Annotated in this window: 11 protein-coding genes; 6 read left to right on the top strand and 5 right to left on the bottom strand. The window is 63.6% G+C overall.

Annotation, left to right across the window (positions count from 1 at the left end; genetic code table 11):
* The first annotated feature begins 14 nt into the window (after positions 1 to 14).
* Positions 15 to 4,067: a translocation/assembly module TamB domain-containing protein gene (locus SB772_RS29980; protein WP_410836770.1), complete on the top strand. Its 4,053-nt coding sequence runs from the start codon at positions 15 to 17 to the stop codon at positions 4,065 to 4,067.
* Positions 4,068 to 4,161: 94 nt separating this feature from the next.
* On the opposite strand, the gene metG is transcribed toward SB772_RS29980, so the two are convergent.
* Positions 4,162 to 6,294 carry a methionine--tRNA ligase gene (metG, locus tag SB772_RS29985; RefSeq protein ID WP_410836771.1) on the bottom strand — a complete coding sequence of 711 codons (2,133 nt, stop codon included), beginning with the start codon at positions 6,292 to 6,294 and terminating at the stop codon, positions 4,162 to 4,164.
* 362 nt (positions 6,295 to 6,656) lie between these two features.
* Positions 6,657 to 7,310, bottom strand: a complete 654-nt coding sequence (locus tag SB772_RS29990) for an OmpA family protein (protein ID WP_410836772.1) — start codon at positions 7,308 to 7,310, stop codon at positions 6,657 to 6,659.
* Positions 7,311 to 7,649: 339 nt separating this feature from the next.
* On the opposite strand from SB772_RS29990, the gene apbC reads away from it, so the two are divergent.
* From apbC to SB772_RS30015, 5 genes are all read left to right on the top strand, one after another.
* Positions 7,650 to 8,738: an iron-sulfur cluster carrier protein ApbC gene (gene apbC / locus SB772_RS29995; protein WP_410836773.1), complete on the top strand. Its 1,089-nt coding sequence runs from the start codon at positions 7,650 to 7,652 to the stop codon at positions 8,736 to 8,738.
* Positions 8,739 to 8,859: 121 nt separating this feature from the next.
* The gene (locus tag SB772_RS30000) at positions 8,860 to 9,393 is read left to right on the top strand and encodes a superoxide dismutase family protein (protein WP_410836774.1); all 534 of its coding nucleotides are present in this window, start codon (positions 8,860 to 8,862) and stop codon (positions 9,391 to 9,393) included.
* Between the two features lie 296 nt (positions 9,394 to 9,689).
* Positions 9,690 to 10,259 (top strand): dCTP deaminase, encoded by a 570-nt coding sequence (dcd, locus tag SB772_RS30005; RefSeq protein ID WP_028200499.1) that lies wholly within the window; start codon positions 9,690 to 9,692, stop codon positions 10,257 to 10,259.
* A gap of 83 nt (positions 10,260 to 10,342) precedes the next feature.
* Positions 10,343 to 12,628, top strand: a complete 2,286-nt coding sequence (locus tag SB772_RS30010) for an Orn/Lys/Arg decarboxylase N-terminal domain-containing protein (RefSeq protein ID WP_410836775.1) — start codon at positions 10,343 to 10,345, stop codon at positions 12,626 to 12,628.
* Positions 12,629 to 12,636: 8 nt separating this feature from the next.
* The gene (locus tag SB772_RS30015) at positions 12,637 to 13,362 is read left to right on the top strand and encodes a lysozyme inhibitor LprI family protein (RefSeq protein WP_410836776.1); all 726 of its coding nucleotides are present in this window, start codon (positions 12,637 to 12,639) and stop codon (positions 13,360 to 13,362) included.
* A 1,049-nt stretch (positions 13,363 to 14,411) separates the two neighbouring features.
* On the opposite strand, the gene SB772_RS30020 is transcribed toward SB772_RS30015, so the two are convergent.
* The 3 genes from SB772_RS30020 to zwf all read right to left on the bottom strand — a co-directional run bounded on the left by SB772_RS30020 (position 14,412) and on the right by zwf (position 18,702).
* The gene (locus SB772_RS30020; protein WP_410836777.1) at positions 14,412 to 16,328 is read right to left on the bottom strand and encodes a bifunctional transcriptional regulator/glucokinase; all 1,917 of its coding nucleotides are present in this window, start codon (positions 16,326 to 16,328) and stop codon (positions 14,412 to 14,414) included.
* Positions 16,306 to 17,058, bottom strand: coding sequence for a 6-phosphogluconolactonase (pgl, locus tag SB772_RS30025; protein WP_410836778.1), 753 nt, complete (start codon positions 17,056 to 17,058; stop codon positions 16,306 to 16,308). The genes SB772_RS30020 and pgl overlap by 23 nt, the downstream gene beginning before the upstream one ends.
* Positions 17,059 to 17,238: 180 nt before the next feature.
* Entirely contained in the window at positions 17,239 to 18,702 is a 1,464-nt protein-coding gene (gene zwf, locus SB772_RS30030; RefSeq protein WP_410836779.1) for a glucose-6-phosphate dehydrogenase, read from the bottom strand.
* Positions 18,703 to 19,162: the final 460 nt, after the last annotated feature.

Genomic DNA, 19,162 nt, shown 5'->3' on the forward strand with positions numbered 1-19,162 from the left:
CACATGAACCACGCATGACCACGGACGTTTCCGCTCAACCCCCTGCGCAGCCGCCCGGCGATCACCCGCCGGGTCAGCAACCTCCTGCGCCGCCGCCTAAGCGCCGGCCCGTGCGGTTGCTGTTGAAAACGCTCGCGTGGACGGTCGCGGTGCTCGTGCTGCTGGTCGCGGTGGCGATTGGCCTGCTGTACGGCGCGTTGACAACCGAGCGCGGCACCAGTTATGCGTGGCACGCGGCCGTCAAGCTGCTCGGCGGCAGGCTGACGGGCACGCTGGAAAGCGGTACGCTCGCGCGCGGCGTGCAACTGCGCCAGCTGCGCTGGCGCAGCTTCGACGGCAGCGGCACCGATATCCAGATCGACCGTGCGGCCGGCCGTTGGGCGCTCACTCGCGAGCCCTGGCGCTTCGCGATCGACTATTTGCACGTCGGTACGATCGACGCGCGGGTGGGCGCATCGTCGAGCAGCAGCGCGCCGCTGAGGCTGCCGCAAGACTTGCGTTTGCCGCTGCAACTCGACATCCGCGACGTGCAGGTGGAGAAGCTGCTGTTGCGTCAGGGCGCGTCGACGACCGAACTGTCCCGCTTCGTCTTTCATGGCCGCAGCGACGGGCGCCATCACGAGGCCGCGATCGACCGGCTCGATACGCCGTTCGGCGCGGTGACCGCAGCGGCGAAGCTCGACGGTGTGCGGCCGTTTCCGCTGACGGGCGACATCGGCTATTCGGGCAAGGTCAATGACGAGCCGGTGCAGGTCGGCGGGCATCTGACCGGCTCGCTCGAAAAATTGGTCGCCGAGCTGGATGCGAGCGGCATGAAGCTCTCCGGCCATGCGCAGATCGAGGCCGCGCCGTTTGCGGACGTGCCGCTGCAACGCGCGACGCTCACATTCGATCACGTCAACCCGCAGGCGTTCGCGCCCGGTGCGCCGCTGGCCGACCTGGCGGTGCGGGCGGAGTTGCAGCCGGTTGGGGGGGATGCGGCGGGCGCGGCGGTCAAAAGCGGCAAGGGCGGCGTCAACACCGAGGCGTCGCCGAAAGCCGCCTCGGGATTCGCTGTGGCCGGTCAGATCTCGATCGTCAACGCCAAACCCGGCGCGATCGACCAGGACCTGCTGCCCGTGATCGACGCCCGCGCCAATGTGCGCCTCGACGCCCAGGCGCAGCGCATCTCCAACCTGAACGTGCGGCTCGTGAAGAACGCTACCCTTTCCGGCGGCGGCGTGCTGACCGGCAAGCGCGGTCAGTTCGATCTGCAAGTCGCCGGACTCGATCTGAACGCGCTCGAAGCGGCCGTGCGGCCGACGCAGCTTGCCGGTCCCATCGGCATCCGTCTGAACGACGACATCCAGAGCATGACGCTCGATCTCGCCGACCCGAAGGCGGCGTTGCGCGCCCAGGGCAAGGTGACGTTCGATCCCGCGCGGATGAGCTTCAACGACGTGCGCGTCACCTCGGGCAAGGGCCGTATCGACCTGTCCGGCGCGCTCAAGCACGATGCGAATTCCACCTACAACCTGAAAGCGCAGCTGACCGATTTCGATCCGCTGACGCTGACTTCGCAAATGCCGCCGCGCGGCGCGCGGCCCGCCCGCAAGATCGAAGCGCGGGTGACCGGTACGCTGACGGCGGCCGGCGTACTCGGCCCGACCTTCACCACCAAGGCCGAATTCAAACTGGGCCCGAGCGTCTACGATGGCCTGCCGTTGACCGGTGGCGGCACGGTCCAGTTAGCCGGCTCGCGGATTCTGCCGAGCCGCGCGAATCTGTCGGTGGCCGGCAACCAGGTCGATCTGCAAGGCAGCTTCGGCGCCCGCGGCGACCGGCTGCGGTTTCGCGTCGATGCGCCGCAGCTGGAGCGCCTCGGCTTCGGCCTCGCGGGGCTCGTCGCGGCGGATGGCGACGTCACCGGCTCGTTCGCGCATCCGAACGTCGTGCTGAAGTACAAGGCCGACAGCGTAGCGTTCGGCACCAACCGGATCGGTCATGCGGAAGGCCACGCCGAACTGCGCGACGGCGCGAACGGCGCGCTCGTCTTCACCACCGACGCGCGCAATCTGAGCGCGGGCGGCGTCGATCTGATCACGCTCACGGCGCGCCTGTCCGGCACGCGCGCGAACCATACGCTCGAGGCGGCGGCCACCGGCAAGCTGCAGGACCGTCCGCTCGATCTGACGCTCGCCGCCAACGGCAAGCTTACCGAAGCACGCGACGGCACGCGCTGGGACGGCACCGTCAGCCGCCTGCAAAACCGCGGCACGCCGGCGCTCAATCTCGAGTCGCCGCTGGCCGTCAGCGCCGGGCCGAACCGCGTCACCTTGGGTGCGACACGTCTCACGCTCGAAGGCGCAATGCTGAACCTCAAATCGTTCGTCCTCGACCACGGCAGAATCCAGTCGGCGGGCAGCTTGACCGACATTTCGCTGGCGCGCTTGCAGGACCTGCGGCACGAGATCACCGGCGCGCCGCGGGCCGTCAAAACCGATCTGGTGTTCGACAGCGACTGGGACTTCGCGCTCGGTAGTACCGCGAGCGGTCACATCCAGTTGAAACGCCGCAGCGGCGACGTCACGGTCGAAATCGGCCGCGGCCTCGCGTCGCTGGGCATTACCGATATGGCCGCACGCGCCGAATTCAGCGGCGGCAACCGGCTCAACGCCACCGTGCGCGCGCAGGCCAGCCGGATCGGCGTGATCGACGCCGACGCGCATACCACGCTGGTGATGCGCGACGGCTTCCTGACCGTCAACGAAGAGGGCGCGCTGAACGGCAACGTGAACGCGAACGTGCCGTCGCTGAAAACGACCGGCGGCCTGTTCGGCCCGAGCTATCTGCTCGACGGCCACCTCGCGCTCAAGCTTGCGCTCGGCGGCACGGTCGCCAAGCCGAATCTGTCCGGCTCGCTGCTCGGCGACGGGCTGTCGGCGACGATGGTCGATCAGGGCGTGCAGCTGAAAGACGGGGTGGTGCGCATTGCGCTGTCAGAAAATCTGGTGGACTTCCAGCAGGTCGAATTTCACGGCGCCAGCGGCACGTTGCGCGCCACCGGCCGCGTGCGTCTGGACGGCGCGCAGCCCGATCTGAGCGCCAGCATTGTCGCCGACAAGCTGGAGCTGTTCGCCGCACCCGACCGCAACATGTCGCTGTCGGGGAGCGCGAGCGTCGCGAACGCGGGGCCGCAGGGCGGCATGGCGATCAACGGCAAGTTCGCGGTCGATCACGCGCTGTTCGACATGCCGGAGCAGTCCGCGCCGAAGCTCGGTGACGACGTGGTGGTGGTGCGCCCGGACGGCACGCTGGCGGGCGAGCGGCCGGCCCCGGTGGCCGGCACCGACAAGCCGGTCGGCCCGTTCGCGCCGCGCGCCAACATCGACATCAGTCTCGGCAACAACTTCCGCTTCCGCGGCCAAGGCGCCGACCTGGGCCTGACCGGCACGATCACCGCGTTGAGCGCGCCGAATCTGCCGCTGCGCGCAGTCGGCAATGTTCGCGTGACGCCGGGCTCGACCTACACCGAGTTCGGCCGCAAGCTCGGCATCGAGAACGGTTTCTTCACGTTCAATGGACCGGTGGCCAATCCAGGCATCAACATCCTTGCGATGCGCCGCAATCAGCAGGTCGAGGCGGGCGTGCAAGTCACGGGTACGATCCAGTCTCCGGTCGCGAAGCTGGTGTCGGAGCCGAACGTGCCGGACAACGAAAAGCTCTCATGGCTGCTGTTCGGCCACGGCACGGACCAGGGCAATAACCTCGGTCAGCAAAGCACCATGACGAGCGCGCTGGCGTTGCTCGGCAGCGCGAGCGGCAAGCGGATCGCGCAGTCTTTCGGGCTCGACGAGTTTTCGATTGGCCGAAGCGAAGTCGGGCTGACCGACCCGCAGGTGGTGATGGTGTCGAAGGCGATCAACGAGTGGCTCGTGATCGGCTACGAGCAGGGGCTGCAGTCGGCGAGCAATGCGATCAAGGTGACGGTCAACCTGACGCGGTATTGGTCGGTCGCGGCCTACGGCGGCACGTTCGACGGTATGGTTCTGCTTTACACACGGCGCTTCGACCGGATGCGATGGTGATGGAGGGTTGAGCAAAGCAACGGCATAAAAAAACGGCACGCCGGTTACAGCGTGCCGTTTTTGTTCGAGGCTGAAGCGTTTGACGCCGCGTTTGTTACTTCACCCGCATGCCCGGCCTCGCACCACTGTCCGGTTCGAGCACGTACAGGCCCGGTTCCGCTTTCTCATCCGTGGCCGATGCTGCCAGCACCATCCCTTCGGACAGGCCGAACTTCATTTTGCGCGGCGCGAGATTCGCGACCATCACCGTCAGCTTGCCGACCAGTTGCTCCGGCTGATACGCCGACTTGATACCCGAGAACACGTTGCGCGTTTTCTCTTCGCCAATGTCGAGCGTCAGTTGCAGCAGCTTGTCCGAACCCTCGACGGCCTTGCAGTCGACGATCTTCGCAATGCGCAGATCGATCTTGGCGAAGTCGTCGATCGAGATGATGCCGGACGTTTCGTCCTTGTCGGCGGCTGCTGCTTTCGCTTTGGACCTGGTCTTGGCGTCAGCGGGCGCTGCGGCTTCCGGCGTGGCTTGCAGCGAATCGCGATTGGCTGCCAGCAGCGCTTCGATCTGCTTCGGATCGACGCGCGTCATCAAGTGCTTGTACGCGTTGATCGGACGCGCCGAACTCAGCGGCACATTCGCGTCGGCCCACGCTAGCGGCTCGATGCCGAGGAAGCCTTCGACCGCTTCGGCCAGTTTCGGCAACACCGGCTTCAATGCCAGCGACAGCAGACGGAATGCCTCGACGCTCACGCTGCACGTCTCATGCAGCGCGACCGCGTTGGCCGGGTCTTTCGCCTGATCCCACGGCTTGGCGGTGTCGACGTAGGCATTGACCGTGTCGGCCAGTTCCATGGTCTGACGCAGCGCGCGGTTGTATTCGCGCGCTTCGTAGTTCGCGGCGATCTGCGGCACGGCGGCGCGCAGCGTGGCGAGCAGCGGATGCTGCATGGCGCTGTCCTGCACGCGGCCGTCGAAACGCTTGATCAGGAAACCCGCCGCGCGGCTCGCGATGTTCACGTACTTGCCGACCAGATCGCTGTTCACGCGCGCCTGGAAGTCGTCGAGATTCAGGTCGAGGTCTTCCATCGTGCTGTTCAGCTTGGCCGCGAAGTAGTAGCGCAGCCATTCCGGGTTCAGACCGGTGTCGATCACACTTTGCGCCGTGATGAAGGTGCCGCGCGACTTCGACATTTTCGCGCCGTCCACCGTCAGGAAGCCGTGCGCGAATACGTTGGTCGGCGTGCGATGGCCCGAAAACTCGAGCATGGCCGGCCAGAACAGCGTGTGGAAATACAGAATGTCTTTGCCGATGAAGTGGTACTGCTCGGCGGTCGAACCCTTGCGAACCCAGGCGTCGAAATCGAGGCCGCGCTTGTCGGCGAGATTCTTGAAGCTCGCGTAATAGCCGACCGGCGCATCCAGCCACACATAGAAATACTTGCCGGGTGCGCCCGGAATTTCGAAGCCGAAATACGGCGCGTCGCGCGAGATGTCCCAATCGGCAAGCCTGGCTTCGCCGGCGTCGCCGAGCCATTCGCGCATCTTGTTGGTCGCTTCCGGCTGCGCCAGACCACCCACCCACGCGCGCAGGAAATTCTCGCAGCGCGGGTCGGACAGGCGGAAGAAGTAGTGTGTCGAGGTCTTGCGAATCGGCGTGGCGCCCGAGACGACCGAGTACGGATTGATCAGTTCGGTCGGCTGGTAAGTCGATCCGCATACTTCACAGCTATCGCCGTACTGGTCTCTCGCGCCGCACTTCGGGCATTCGCCCTTGATGAAGCGATCCGGCAGGAACATTTCCTTGACGGGGTCATACGCCTGTTCGATGTCGCGCACGTCGATCAGGCCGGCTTCCTTGAGCGCCATGTAGATCGATTCGCTCTGGACGCGGTTTTCCTCGGAATCGGTCGAGTAGTAATTGTCGAACGAAATCCCGAAGCTGTCGAAATCGCGCTTGTGCTCTTGCCAGACGCGGTCGATCAGCTGCTTCGGCGTCAGACCTTCTTTTTCCGCGCGCAGCATGACCGGCGTGCCGTGCGCGTCGTCGGCGCCCACGTAGTAGACCTCGTGCCCGTGCATTCGCAACGTCCGGACCCAGATGTCCGTCTGGATATATTCGACCAGATGGCCAATATGAATTTGCCCGTTCGCATACGGAAGGGCAGACGTGACGAGAATCTGGCGACGGCCCGGCGGCGCGCCTGCGGAGAGATCGGTTGCGGGTGCTGACATAAGGATGGTGGGAGCCTGCGGTGGGACGAAAGGTTGATTCTAGCAGGGCAGGGGCGCGGCGCGGGCCGGCTGGGTCACGGCTGCCGGCAGAGCTGGGGGCGAAGTTATATAAACCGGGCGCCCAAAAAAAAAGCCGGGGCTATTAACCCCGGAGCAACAACGACAAGAGGAGAATGGTGACGCGGCGGCATAACCAGCCACGTACCGTAGAGAAAGACAGCGGATTTTCGGCAGAGTTCGAAATTTTTTTCGAACTCGCGTGAGAACTGCCTTCGTCGGATTTCTACGGCGCTCCGGACACCGGCCGATTAAGCGTAAAAGAGCCCGGCGCCCGGCTGATTTATCCCTTTCGAGCCTTGTCCTTATTGCGTTGCGTGCTGAGCCGTGGCGCGCAGGTAGATTTCCACGCGACGGTTCGCAGCGCGGCCGGCGTCGGTGTTGTTGTCGGCGATCGGCTGGTTCTGGCCCATGCCTTGTGCCGACAGGCGCTGCGGCGTCACGCCGCGTTGCGCCAGGTAGCCCGTCACGCTTTCCGCGCGATTGACCGACAGCGTCTGGTTGTAAGCCGGCTGGCCCGTGCTATCCGTGTGGCCGACCACCTGGGCGGTCAGTTCCGGATTCTGGGTCATGGTCTGCGTCAGCTGATCCAGCACCGGCGCGAACGACGGCTTGACCGCGTAGCTGTTGGTGTCGAAGGTGACCGAACTCGGGATGTTCAGCTTGAGCGAGCCGTCCGGCTGCTCGGTGATCTGCGTGCCGGTGCCCTTGGTGGCGCCCGACAGCTTGTTGTGAATGGCTTGCCAGTTGTAGCCGGTGATGCCGCCGACCGCAGCACCGACGCCCGCGCCGATTGCCGCGCCCTTGCCACCGCCGAAGATCGCGCCAAGTGCCGCGCCGGTGCCTGCACCCACGCCCGTGCCGACAGCCGTGTTGGTGCCCTGTTGGGTCGCGCAGCCAGCCAGCAACGAACCGGCGACGGCGAAGACAGCCAGGCGAGTCATGATTTTTGCATTCATTTTGATTCCTCTCTTGATTGAAGCGGGTAAAGCAGTGATTAGCGGCAACTGTAAGCGGCGAAAGTTGCGCTAGTAAAACGGCCAGCAAGACAACCGCAGAATCCTAGGCTCTTGTCAGTCCGGTCCGACAGCCAAGAAGGGTCTTCCGGCAAGGCTTGGCGCCAACCACTACAATGATGGAAGAAGTACGCAGCGATGCGACCCCATGGCGTTCCGCCTGCCCGAAGGGTGCCCGGCATACCTGGTTTTCGCAATCCTGTCTAACAATTTCTTTCAAATTCCGGCGTGTGGCCGAGGCTTCGATTCTGCCGCGCCGCAAGTGTTCCCCACGGAGTGTCAATGAGTATCGATCGGGCTTTGGTCGACGCTGCCCTCGCGGCCGTCGCCGACCCCAATACCGGCCGACCGTACGCGGCCGCCAGGAACATCAAGAACGTGGCTGTGGAGGGCGGCACGGTTAGCGTCGACGTGGTGCTCGGCTATCCGGCCGCGCGCCAGTTCGAAGCCATCCGCACGCAGTTCGCCGATGCGCTGCGAGCCGTGCCGGGCGTCGTCGGCGCGCGCGTCGAGGTGTCCCAGCAAATCGCTGCGCATACCGTGCAACGCGGCGTCAAACTATTGCCGAACGTCAAAAATATCGTCGCGGTGGCATCGGGCAAGGGCGGGGTCGGCAAGAGCACGACCGCCGTGAACCTGGCGCTGGCGCTGGCGAGCGAAGGCGCGTCGGTCGGCGTGCTGGATGCCGACATCTACGGCCCGTCGTTGCCGATGATGCTGGGTATTGTTGGCCGCCCGGAGTCGCCCGACGGCAAGTCGATGAGCCCGATGACCGGCCATGGCATGCAAGCCAACTCGATCGGCTTTCTGATCGAGCAGGACAATCCGATGGTGTGGCGCGGCCCGATGGCCACCTCCGCGCTCGAACAGCTGCTGCGGCAGACCAATTGGGAAGATCTCGACTATCTGATCGTCGACATGCCGCCGGGCACCGGCGACATTCAGCTGACCCTGTCGCAGCGCGTGCCGGTGACGGGCGCCGTGATTGTCACGACGCCGCAGGACATCGCGCTGCTCGACGCCAAGAAGGGCCTCAAGATGTTCGAGAAGGTCGGCATTCCGATCCTCGGCATAGTCGAGAATATGGGCATGCATATCTGCTCGAACTGCGGCCACGAAGAGCATATCTTCGGCGCGGGCGGCGGCGAGCGGATGGCGAAGGAATACGGCGTCGAGGTGCTCGGCAGCCTGCCGCTCGATATCGCGATTCGCGAGCAGGCCGACTCGGGCCGGCCGACCGTGGTGGCGGACCCGGAAGGGCGCATCGCGGATATCTATCGGTCGATTGCGCGCAAGGTCGCGGTCCATATCGCCGAGCGGGCTCGCGACATGACGTCGAAGTTTCCCAACATCGTCGTGCAGAACACCTGAGCAGTCGTTCGGACGGGGGCGCAAGGCGTCAATTTGCGCCAGCTCTCGCGGTATCATGTCGGCTTCACAAGTTCGGCTCGGCGGCCGCAGGGGCGGCCGCCTGGCCGACAAGAGGGATCGCATGGGAAAACGAATCGACGGGCAGGCGGTGCATGCGTTCATCGTCCTGGCTGCCAGCAGTGTGCTGTTATGCGGCTGCAGCGCCTTCCTGAGACCACAGGAAAAGCGCGCCGACGCGCAGTTGCTGCCCACCGTGGGCAACCAGGCGCGCGGCCTCGTGACGTTTATCGAGCGCTCGGACGGCGTGCAGGTCACCTACAACCTGACGGGCTTGCCGCCCAATAGCGACCACGCCTTGCAAGTGCATGAACGCGGCGACTGCAATGCCGCCGACGGCTCCAGCGCCGGCCAGGTGTTCTCGCCGGCCGCCGAGCGTCTGAAGGCGGGCGCGCGGGTCGAGGGCGATCTCGGCAACATTCACGCGGATGCGAACGGCGTGGCCGCCGGCTTCATCGTCGCGCCGGATGTGTCGCTCGACGGTATCCGGTCGGTGTTGCAACGCGCCGTACTGCTGCATCACGACCCCACGGATCCCTATGCCTATCCGCAACATGGCGCGGGCCCGGCGCTCGCATGCGGGTTGATCCGTCAATGACGCGCTAACGAGCGTCAGTCATGCATGCCGCTTGCATCGCTAGCGCGCGGATGGCCGTTTCGTCGCGCGGCAGCAGGCTCCGGACATGGATCGGGCCGCTGTCAGGCCACATACGCGGCAGCGTTCTCTCAATCGCGTAAAATAAGCGCCTTTCGTTGGGGACGCGTAGCCGGGGACGCCTGACCCGGCGGCGCCGGCTCAACAGCGTTTCCGCGGACCGTCACTCGCAGTTGCCCGGTCATTACCGGTTTGTTACCCGTCACACATCTGTCACCCACGTCGAGCAGCGTTTAACTATGACCATCAAATCCGACAAGTGGATCCGGCGCATGGCCGAGTCGCACAACATGATCGAGCCGTTTGCGCCCGATCAGGTCCGCGTCTCCGAAGACGGCCGGAAGATCGTCAGCTACGGCACGTCGAGCTACGGCTACGACATTCGCTGCGCCGACGAATTCAAGATCTTCACCAACATCAACTCGACTATCGTCGATCCGAAGAATTTCGACGAGAAGTCGTTCGTCGACTTCAAGGGCGACGTTTGCATCATCCCGCCGAATTCGTTCGCGCTGGCCCGCACGGTCGAGTATTTCCGCATTCCGCGCAGCGTCCTGACCGTGTGTCTGGGCAAATCCACGTATGCGCGTTGCGGGATCATCGTCAACGTGACGCCGTTCGAACCGGAATGGGAAGGCCACGTCACGCTCGAATTCTCAAATACGACACCTTTGCCTGCGAAAATCTACGCGAACGAAGGCGTCGCCCAGGTGCTGTTTTTCGAAAGCGACGAGATTTGTGAAACGTCGTACGCGGATCGCGGCGGCAAATATCAAGGTCAGCACGGCGTCACGTTGCCCAAGACGTGACGCCCGGCAGCACTGACCCACCAGCTATTCGGGTGACCGCTGCTTAGTCGAAAGCAGCGGTCGTTCTTTTTGGAGAATCGCCCATGAAGTTTCGTTTTCCCGTCGTCATCATCGACGAAGATTTCCGCTCCGAGAACATCTCGGGTTCCGGCATCCGGGCTTTGGCCGAAGCAATCGAGAAAGAAGGCGCGGAAGTGCTCGGGCTGACGAGCTATGGCGATCTGACTTCGTTCGCGCAGCAGTCGAGCCGCGCGTCGTGCTTCATCCTGTCCATCGACGACGACGAGCTGCTGCCGTACGTCGATAACGTGGTGGTGGAGGGCGAAACGCCGGAGCTGGCTGCCGCGATCATTGCGCTGCGCGCGTTCGTGACCGAAGTGCGCCGCCGTAACGCCGACATTCCGATCTTCCTGTACGGCGAAACGCGCACCTCGCGCCATCTGCCGAACGATATCCTGCGCGAGCTGCACGGCTTCATCCACATGTTCGAGGACACGCCGGAATTCGTCGCGCGCCACATCATCCGCGAGACCAAGGTGTATCTGGATTCGCTCGCGCCGCCGTTCTTCAAGGAACTGGTGCAGTACGCGGATGAAGGCTCCTATTCGTGGCATTGCCCGGGGCACTCGGGCGGCGTCGCGTTCCTGAAGAGCCCGCTCGGCCAGATGTTCCATCAGTTCTTCGGCGAAAACATGCTGCGTGCCGACGTGTGTAACGCCGTCGACGAACTCGGCCAGCTGCTCGACCATACCGGCCCGGTCGCCGCGTCCGAGCGCAACGCCGCACGCATTTTCAGTGCCGACCACGTGTTCTTCGTGACCAACGGCACGTCGACCTCGAACAAGATCGTCTGGCACGGCACGGTCGCGCCCGGCGACATCGTGCTGGTGGACCGCAACTGCCACAAGTCGATCCTGCACGCGATCACGATGACCGGCGCGATTCCGGTGTTCCTCACGCCGACGCGCAACAACTTCGGCATCATCGGCCCGATTCCGCGCAGCGAATTCGAGCCGGAAAACATCCGCAAGAAGATCGAGGCGAATCCGTTTGCCCGCGAAGCGCTCGCGAAAAACCCGAATCTCAAGCCGCGCATCCTGACCATCACGCAGAGCACGTATGACGGCGTGATCTACAACGTCGAGATGATCAAGGAAATGCTCGGCGATTGGCTCGATACACTGCACTTCGACGAAGCCTGGCTGCCGCACGCGGAGTTCCACGAGTTCTATCAGGACATGCATGCGATCGGCGCGGGCCGTCCGCGCATCGGCGCGCTGGTGTTCGCCACGCACTCCACGCACAAGCTGCTGGCCGGCATTTCGCAGGCGTCGCAGATCGTCGTGCAGGATTCGAAGAACAGCCGCTTCGACAAGCATCGCTTTAACGAGGCGTATCTGATGCACACGTCGACCAGCCCGCAGTACGCGATCATCGCGTCGTGCGACGTGGCTGCCGCGATGATGGAAGCGCCGGGCGGCACCGCGCTGGTCGAAGAGTCGATCGCCGAAGCGCTCGATTTCCGCCGCGCGATGAGCAAGGTCGACGCCGAATACGGCGACGACTGGTTCTTCAAGGTGTGGGGCCCGGACCAGTTTGCCGAAGAAGGCATCGGCTCGCGCGAAGACTGGATGCTGCGCCCGAACGACCCGTGGCACGGTTTCGGCCCGCTCGCCGAAGGCTTCAACATGCTCGACCCGATCAAGGCGACCATCGTCACGCCGGGTCTGGATATGGACGGCGGCTTCGGCGAGTCCGGCATTCCGGCCGCGATCGTCACGAAGTATCTGGCCGAGCACGGCATCATCGTCGAGAAGACCGGGCTGTATTCGTTCTTCATCATGTTCACGATCGGCATCACCAAGGGCCGCTGGAACTCGATGGTCACCGAACTCCAGCAGTTCAAGGACGACTACGACAACAACCAGCCGCTGTGGCGCGTGCTGCCCGAGTTCGTCTCGCATCATCCGATGTACGAGCGCGTCGGCCTGCGCGATCTGTGCGAGCAGATCCACAGCGTCTACCGTGCAAACGACATCGCGCGCCTGACGACCGAGATGTACCTGTCGAGCATGGAGCCGGCGATGAAGCCGTCGGATGCGTTCGCCAAGCTCGCGCACCGCGAGATCGACCGGGTACCGATCGACGAACTCGAAGGCCGCGTTACGTCGATTCTGTTGACGCCGTATCCGCCGGGCATTCCGCTGCTGATTCCGGGCGAACGCTTCAACAAGACCATCGTCAACTATTTGCGTTTTGCGCGCGAATTCAACGAGCGCTTCCCGGGTTTCCACACGGATATCCACGGGCTTGTCGGCGAAACCATCAACGGGCGCATCGAATACTTCGTCGATTGCGTGCGCGCCTGACGATGCGGATGGTGAAGTTCCTGCTCGCGATTGACGGCTGGCGTCGCGCTGTTTTCGCGCTGGCGCTGGCGTCAATGGCGGTGCTCGGCACGGCGCCGCTTGCGGCGCACGCCGAAGTGGCCGCCGCCGATCCGATCGACGCGGCGATGCGCGCGTGTCTTGCGCGCAGCGACATGTCGTCGACGGCGGGGCAGGTGCAGTGCATGGACGACGCGCGGATCGGCTGGAAGGCTGCGTTGGACAATGCGTGGCAGCAGCTTCAGCCGAAGTTGTCGCCCATGCAGCGCAAGCAGTGGGAAAAGAGCCAGGCGCGCTGGCAGGCCTCGCGCGATGCTGAGAAGCAGCTACTGGCGGCAGTGTTCGCAACGACACATGGCTCGATGTATGTGTTGGCCGAGGCCGATATGCAGTTGCAGCCGGTGCGGGATCGGGCACTTGCATTGCGGAGCGCGGTGGCTCAGGCGGGTTCCGGCGCCGACGCGCCGCGCCGCCTGCGGGCCTGTACCGCGGACGCGCATTGCGAACATGCGATGTTTGATTTGAATCGTTATTATCGTCGCTTGCAGTTGAAGATGCCCGTGCGTTCGCGCCCTACGCTCGTGCGCGCGCAGAAGGCATGGATGGCGTATCTCGATGCTGCAACGCCGTTGATTGATGAGCGCGGTCGTATCGATATTATTGGTGCGAGGGTCGCGACGCTTAAGCGGTTGTCGGAGACGGCTGGCAACAGCTAGGGGCGCCTTGCGGTGGTGGTCTTTGCTTTAGTCTCTGTGCCTGTGCGGCGCTATGGGTGTGTGCCTGCGGCGTTGGCCTTTCCTTGCTTTGTTATTGGTCTATTAGCGTTCCCCCTGTGCGGGGGGCACCTACTTTTCTTTGCCGGCCGCAAAGAAAAGTAGGCAAAAGAAAGCGGCTCAAACCGCTAACTTTTAAGCGGGTCCCCTGGCTTGGAGGGAATAGTGGAGCATCTGGAATCGGTGCTCCTGCACACTCCGCGCCTGTGACAAGGCCGTCATACTTCCGGCGGCGCTGCGCGCGCCGTGGCGGTACTTCACAAAACCATCTGGTCGTTTCCGTTCCATGTTGAGGCAACCGCCGCGGCATTTTTCAAACCGTGGCAATCTTCCGCGCCTCGCCAAATTAACTGCCAGGCGTTACTTTTCTGGTCGTTTTCGCGGCACGTTGAGGCGAACGCCGCGGTACCTTTCAAGCCGTAGCATTCTGCGTGTCGCCGAATTCACTGCCGGGCGTTACTTTTCCAGCAATCCTTAAAGCGCAAGCGGCACTTCACTTCGGCGCCTCACCGAGCTGAAGTGCCTAGGTGTGCGGGTGCGGCCACCACTCCGAGTGAGATGCTATTGCCTTAGCGAGGCACTGGTGACACGAGGGCGGGCCACCGTGCCGAACCAGGCGTAAGCGCCAAAATCGCCAGGCGGTTTGATGAAGTACCGCCGCGGCGCGCGCAGCGCCGCCGGAAGTATGACGGCCTTGTCACCAGCGCGGAGTGTGCGAGAACACCGATTCCAGATGCTCCACTACCTCCTCCAAGCCAGGGGACCCGCTTAAGAACTGGCGGTGTGAGCCGCTTTCTTTTGCCTACTTTTCTTTGCGGCCGGCAAAGAAAAGTAGGTGCCCCCCGCACAGGGGGAACGCTAATAGACCAATAACAAAGCAAGGAAAGGCCAACGCCGCAGGCACACAACCAAAGCGCCGCACAGGCAAACAACCTCAAGCAAAACCCAACGCCGCAACCTCACAACCAAGCCGCTGCGAAGGCCAAAAAAACCTAATCCCGTGCCGAAGAAGCCGCCCCATGGCTCAGCCAATCGAGCACAGCGGTAGCATCATCATCGGCTCCCTGCCGCGCCTTGGCGACAGTCTCCGCCACATCCGCGCTGGGCACAGCGCGCCGAATAGCGACGCCAACGGCAAGAATATCAATCATCACAAGATGCAAAATCCGCGAAATCATCGACAGCTGCGACTCGCGAATTTCAATGTGATCGGTCTCCAAAGCAACGGTGGCCCGCTTGGCCAACGGCGTATTGCTGGAAGTAATGGCAATCACCTTGGCCCCCGCCTGCATGGCGACATCCAGAACACGCAGTAGCTCGGGCGCACGCCCTGACTTCGACACCGCGACAATCACATCGCCTTTGCCCAGCAAAGCAGCCGACGCAGCCTGCATATACAGATCGCCATAGGCAATAGTCGGAATACCAAACCGGAAAAACTTGTAATGCGCATCCTGCGCGACGATGTTCGAATTGCCGAGTCCATAGAACTCGATCCGCCGCGCGCCGTTCAACAGATCGATCGCGCGCTCGACATGCTCGAAGTTCAAATGCTCACGCAACTGCAAAATCGCCGACACGGTGTTATCGAGCACCTTCGCTCCGAAATCCGTCGCGGTATCGCCAAGGTGCACCTGGCTATGACTCACCGGAATCGTGCCGGTCAAACCCGTCGCCAGCTTCAGCTTGAAATCCGATAACCCCTGACAGCCGAGCGAGCGGCAAAAGCGGATCACCGTCGGCTGACTGACATCCGCCTTGCGGGCAATATCGACAATCGGATCATTGATGATCGAGCGCGGATGATTCAACGCGAGATCGGCCACGCGGCGCTCGGCCGGCGTCAACGCATCGCGCATCTGGCGAATCCGCTCGAACACGGCCGACGAGCCGCCGCCCGCGCGGTTCGACAACTGCTCCGCAAGAATCGCCGAGACGCCGAGAAACGCCGGATATTCAGCGGTAATCACGTAGGTCGGCACGTTCTGCAAATACGCCTCGAAGCGGCCCTTCGCTTCGAACCGCTTGCGAAACGACGAGCGCACGAAGAATTCGCCTAGCCGAGGCACGACGCCGCCGCCGATGTAGATCCCGCCCAGCGCGCCGAGCGTCACCGCGATGTTGCCCGCGAACGTGCCGAGAATCCCACAGAACACGTCGACGGATTCCGCCGCCAGCGGCTCGCCTTCGAGCGCGCGCTTGACGACCTCGCCCGTATCGACGCTCGCGGCCACGCGCTTCTTGTCGCGGCCCGCCAGCGCACGGTAGATCACTTCGATGCCGGGGCCCGCGGCCACGCGTTCGAACGATACGTGCGACCACTTCTTGCGCGCATAGTGGAGCACGATGTCTTCGCGTTCGTCGGCCGGCGCGAACGTGGCGTGGCCGCCTTCGCTGCCGAGTGCTATCCAGCGGTCGTCGGCGGGGATCAGGCCGGAGACGCCCATGCCGGTGCCAGGGCCGAGCAGGCCGATCACGCTGTTCGGCCGGCGGCTGCCGCCACCCACCTGCACGCGCTGCATATCGGTCAGGCCGGGCAGCGCCATCGCTAGCGCGGTAAAGTCGTTCACCACCAGCAGCGTGTCGAAGCCGAGCGCGCGGCGCGTCGCTTCGATCGAAAAGCTCCAGTCGTGATTCGTCATGCTCACCTGATCGCCGTCGACCGGGTTCGCAATCGCAATCGCCGCGTGATTCACGCGGCCGATCTTCGTATCCTTCAGGTACTTCTTGATCACTTCGGCGACGCCCGGATAGTCCGCGCACGGATAGACCTGCACGGACGTGATCTCGCCCGGGCCGGTCTCGAGCGCGAAGCGCGCATTCGTGCCGCCGATGTCGGCCAGCAGCCTCGGTCCATCGGCGTGCTGGCCCGCGCCCGGAACGGCCTTAGTTTGCACACCAGTAGACATCGAGTCTCACTCCCTTGTCGTTTGCCAACTTCGAGATGGCATTTTTTTGTGGCGCAGCGGCGGCGGCATTGAGCACGTCCAGCTTGCGCGGTCCGGCGATCAGCAGAAACAGGTGCTTCACTTCTTTCAACGCGGACAACGACCAGCTCACACGCGCATGCGGCGCGTTGCCGGGATGCACGGCAACGAAGCGTTCGGTCGTGGTGATCGCGTGATCCCATTCGGGCGCATCCGCGAAAATCGACGCGGTGTGGCCGTCTTCGCCCATGCCGAGAATCGCGACGTCCGGCACGGCGCTAAAGCGCGGGTCGGCGTTCAGCGCGGCAATGTGCGCGTTCAGGTCTTGCGCGGTGTCGACCAGCGGCCAGAAAGCGGCGTTTTTTGCGGCGTTCTGCAGCAGCGTGTCGTGCACGAGCTGTGCATTGCTTGCGCTGTCCGTTTCCGGCACCCAGCGGTCGTCGACCAGCGTCACGGCGATGCGCGCCCAGTCGAAGGATTGCGTGGATAGCGTCTGCAGGAACGGACGTGGACTGGTGCCGCCGGACACTGCAAGCGTTGCAGGGCGCGCGCCGGTAGCGGACGTGCCGGTAGCGGACGTGCCGGTAGCGGACGTGCCGGTACCGGACGCGGCCGCCTGTGCGGCGAGCGACGCATGTAACGCGTCGCCAACCGCTTTCGCCAACGCGTCGGACTGGGCGCGTTGATCGTCGAAAGCGTGAAGCTCGATCACTTCTCCTCCGTGCTGCTTTCTTGTTAGGTCTGCGGAATGTGCCGCGTTGCTCTCACGCGGCGCCTGCGAGGGGGATGACTCGCGGGCGCCCTGGTGATACCGGCGCCATTCCGTTCAGTTCGTCGGTCGGTCTTTCGGGCGATGTACTGCGTTCAATCGAGCACAGCACAGCGCCGTGTTTCAATTCTCTTCTTCGAGCCAGCAGGTGTCGTGCTGCGCCAGCATCGCGCTCGCGGCCGCCGGTCCCCACGTGCCGGATGCGTACGGCTTGGGCGGCTTGTTCGAGGCCGCCCATTCGTTGAGGATCGGTTCGACCCAACGCCATGCGGCTTCCTGCTCGTCGCGCCGCACGAACAGCGCGAGGCGCCCGTGGATCACGTCCAGCAGCAAACGCTGATACGCCTCCATCTGCCCTTCGCGGAAGAACTGGTCGAACGCGAGGTCGAGGTGGACGCTGGCGAGACTCATGCCTTCGCCCGGCTGCTTCGCGAGGCAGTAGAGGCGGATGGTTTCGTTCGGCTGCAAGCGGATCACCAGACGGTTCGCACCGCCGCGCAGTGCGGATGCGCCCAATGCCGAATGCGGCACTGGACGAAAATTCACCACGATCTCGGCGACGCGATCCGCCAGACGCTTGCCGGTGCGCAGGAAGAACGGCACGCCGGCCCAGCGCCAGTTTTCGATTTCCACTTTCACTGCGACGAAGGTTTCGGTCGTGCTGTCCGGCTTCACGCCCGGCTCGGTCGCATAGGCCGGCACCGAGTTGCCGCGAATCACGCCGGCATGATATTGGCCCCGTACCGCGACCTTGCTGATCTCGCTCGGATCGATCGGCTTCAACGCGCGCAGCACACGCAGCTTTTCGTCGCGCACTGAATCCGAGTCCATCGAGTGGGGCGGTTCCATCGCGACGATCGAAAGCAGTTGCAGCAAATGGTTCTGCACCATGTCGCGCAATGCGCCGGTGTTGTCATAGAAGTCGCCGCGCGCTTCGACACCGAGTTCTTCGGCGATCGTGATCTGGATGCTCTCGACCCACTCGCGGCGCCACAACGGCTCGAACAGCGCATTGCCGAAGCGCAGCGCGAGCAGGTTCTGCACCGGCTCTTTACCGAGGTAGTGGTCGATCCGGTAGATCTGTTCTTCAGCGAAGATTTCGCCGACCGCATCATTAATTGCGTTGGACGACTTCAGGTCGTAGCCGAGCGGCTTTTCCAGCACGATGCGCGCATTCTCGTTCAGCCCCACCGACGCCAAGGCGCGGCAGATCGGCACGAACAGCGACGGACCCGTTGCCAGATAGAACACGCGGATGCCGGCGCGCTGGCCGACGGCGTCGCGCAGCAGCACGAAGTCTTCCGGCTTGCCCAGGTCGAGCTTCACATACTCGATGCGCTGCAGAAAGCTGGCCCACGCGGTCTCGTCCACACCTTTCCCGGAGACGTGCGGCTTGACGTGCTCATTGACCCATTCGATATAGCCGTCACGATCAGCCGCATGCCGCGCCACTGCGACGATCTTGCCGCTGTCGGCCAGCATGCCGCCTGCGCGGTGTGCTTCAAACAGTGCCGGCAGGATCTTGCGCATCGACAGATCGCCGGTTCCGCCGAAGAGAACGAAGGTGAAACTTGAGTCGGTTTGCATGAGTCTCCGTCGATATCCTGGGGGCCGCCGTGGTGACCGAAAAGGGCGACCGTAGTCCGATAAAATTTTTTTTGACACTGAATTGTAGTTTAACTACAATCCAAATCAAGAGGTAGCGCTAATTCGATGAAAAAAGCGTGCGCTGTCAGGCAGGATGCGCGTTTTCCCGAATCGGCGGGCGCCCCCTGCATGTTAACGGACATTCCGTGCCGGCACGTGCCAGCATGCCCGGCGGCCCTTGCGGAAAGCCGGGTGGCTGAGCGGTCGGCAAGGCGGTTGCCGGGCAATTCCAGGTGAGCTGTCAGGCGGGTTGTCAGGGTTAACGTGCGAGGCACCTCGAGTCTGCCGCGCGCGACGCGGGCAGGCAAAAATCAAAAGAGGAGACAGTCAGTTGCATCTCGAACCACTCATCTCTTGAGCTTCCAGCGGCCGAACTCCGGTCCGCCGGCGCATGCTTCGC

It is taken from the genome of Paraburkholderia sp. SIMBA_030, assembly GCF_046535245.1.
Taxonomy (GTDB): domain Bacteria; phylum Pseudomonadota; class Gammaproteobacteria; order Burkholderiales; family Burkholderiaceae; genus Paraburkholderia.

Excerpts from the sequence above, each read along its gene's own strand:
- SB772_RS29980 (WP_410836770.1), top strand. The coding sequence starts at position 15 with ATGACCACGGACGTTTCCGCTCAACCCCCTGCGCAGCCGCCCGGCGAT.
- metG (WP_410836771.1), bottom strand. The coding sequence starts at position 6,294 with ATGTCAGCACCCGCAACCGATCTCTCCGCAGGCGCGCCGCCGGGCCGT.
- SB772_RS29990 (WP_410836772.1), bottom strand. The coding sequence starts at position 7,310 with ATGAATGCAAAAATCATGACTCGCCTGGCTGTCTTCGCCGTCGCCGGT.
- apbC (WP_410836773.1), top strand. The coding sequence starts at position 7,650 with ATGAGTATCGATCGGGCTTTGGTCGACGCTGCCCTCGCGGCCGTCGCC.
- SB772_RS30000 (WP_410836774.1), top strand. The coding sequence starts at position 8,860 with ATGGGAAAACGAATCGACGGGCAGGCGGTGCATGCGTTCATCGTCCTG.
- dcd (WP_028200499.1), top strand. The coding sequence starts at position 9,690 with ATGACCATCAAATCCGACAAGTGGATCCGGCGCATGGCCGAGTCGCAC.
- SB772_RS30010 (WP_410836775.1), top strand. The coding sequence starts at position 10,343 with ATGAAGTTTCGTTTTCCCGTCGTCATCATCGACGAAGATTTCCGCTCC.
- SB772_RS30015 (WP_410836776.1), top strand. The coding sequence starts at position 12,637 with ATGGTGAAGTTCCTGCTCGCGATTGACGGCTGGCGTCGCGCTGTTTTC.
- SB772_RS30020 (WP_410836777.1), bottom strand. The coding sequence starts at position 16,328 with ATGTCTACTGGTGTGCAAACTAAGGCCGTTCCGGGCGCGGGCCAGCAC.
- zwf (WP_410836779.1), bottom strand. The coding sequence starts at position 18,702 with ATGCAAACCGACTCAAGTTTCACCTTCGTTCTCTTCGGCGGAACCGGC.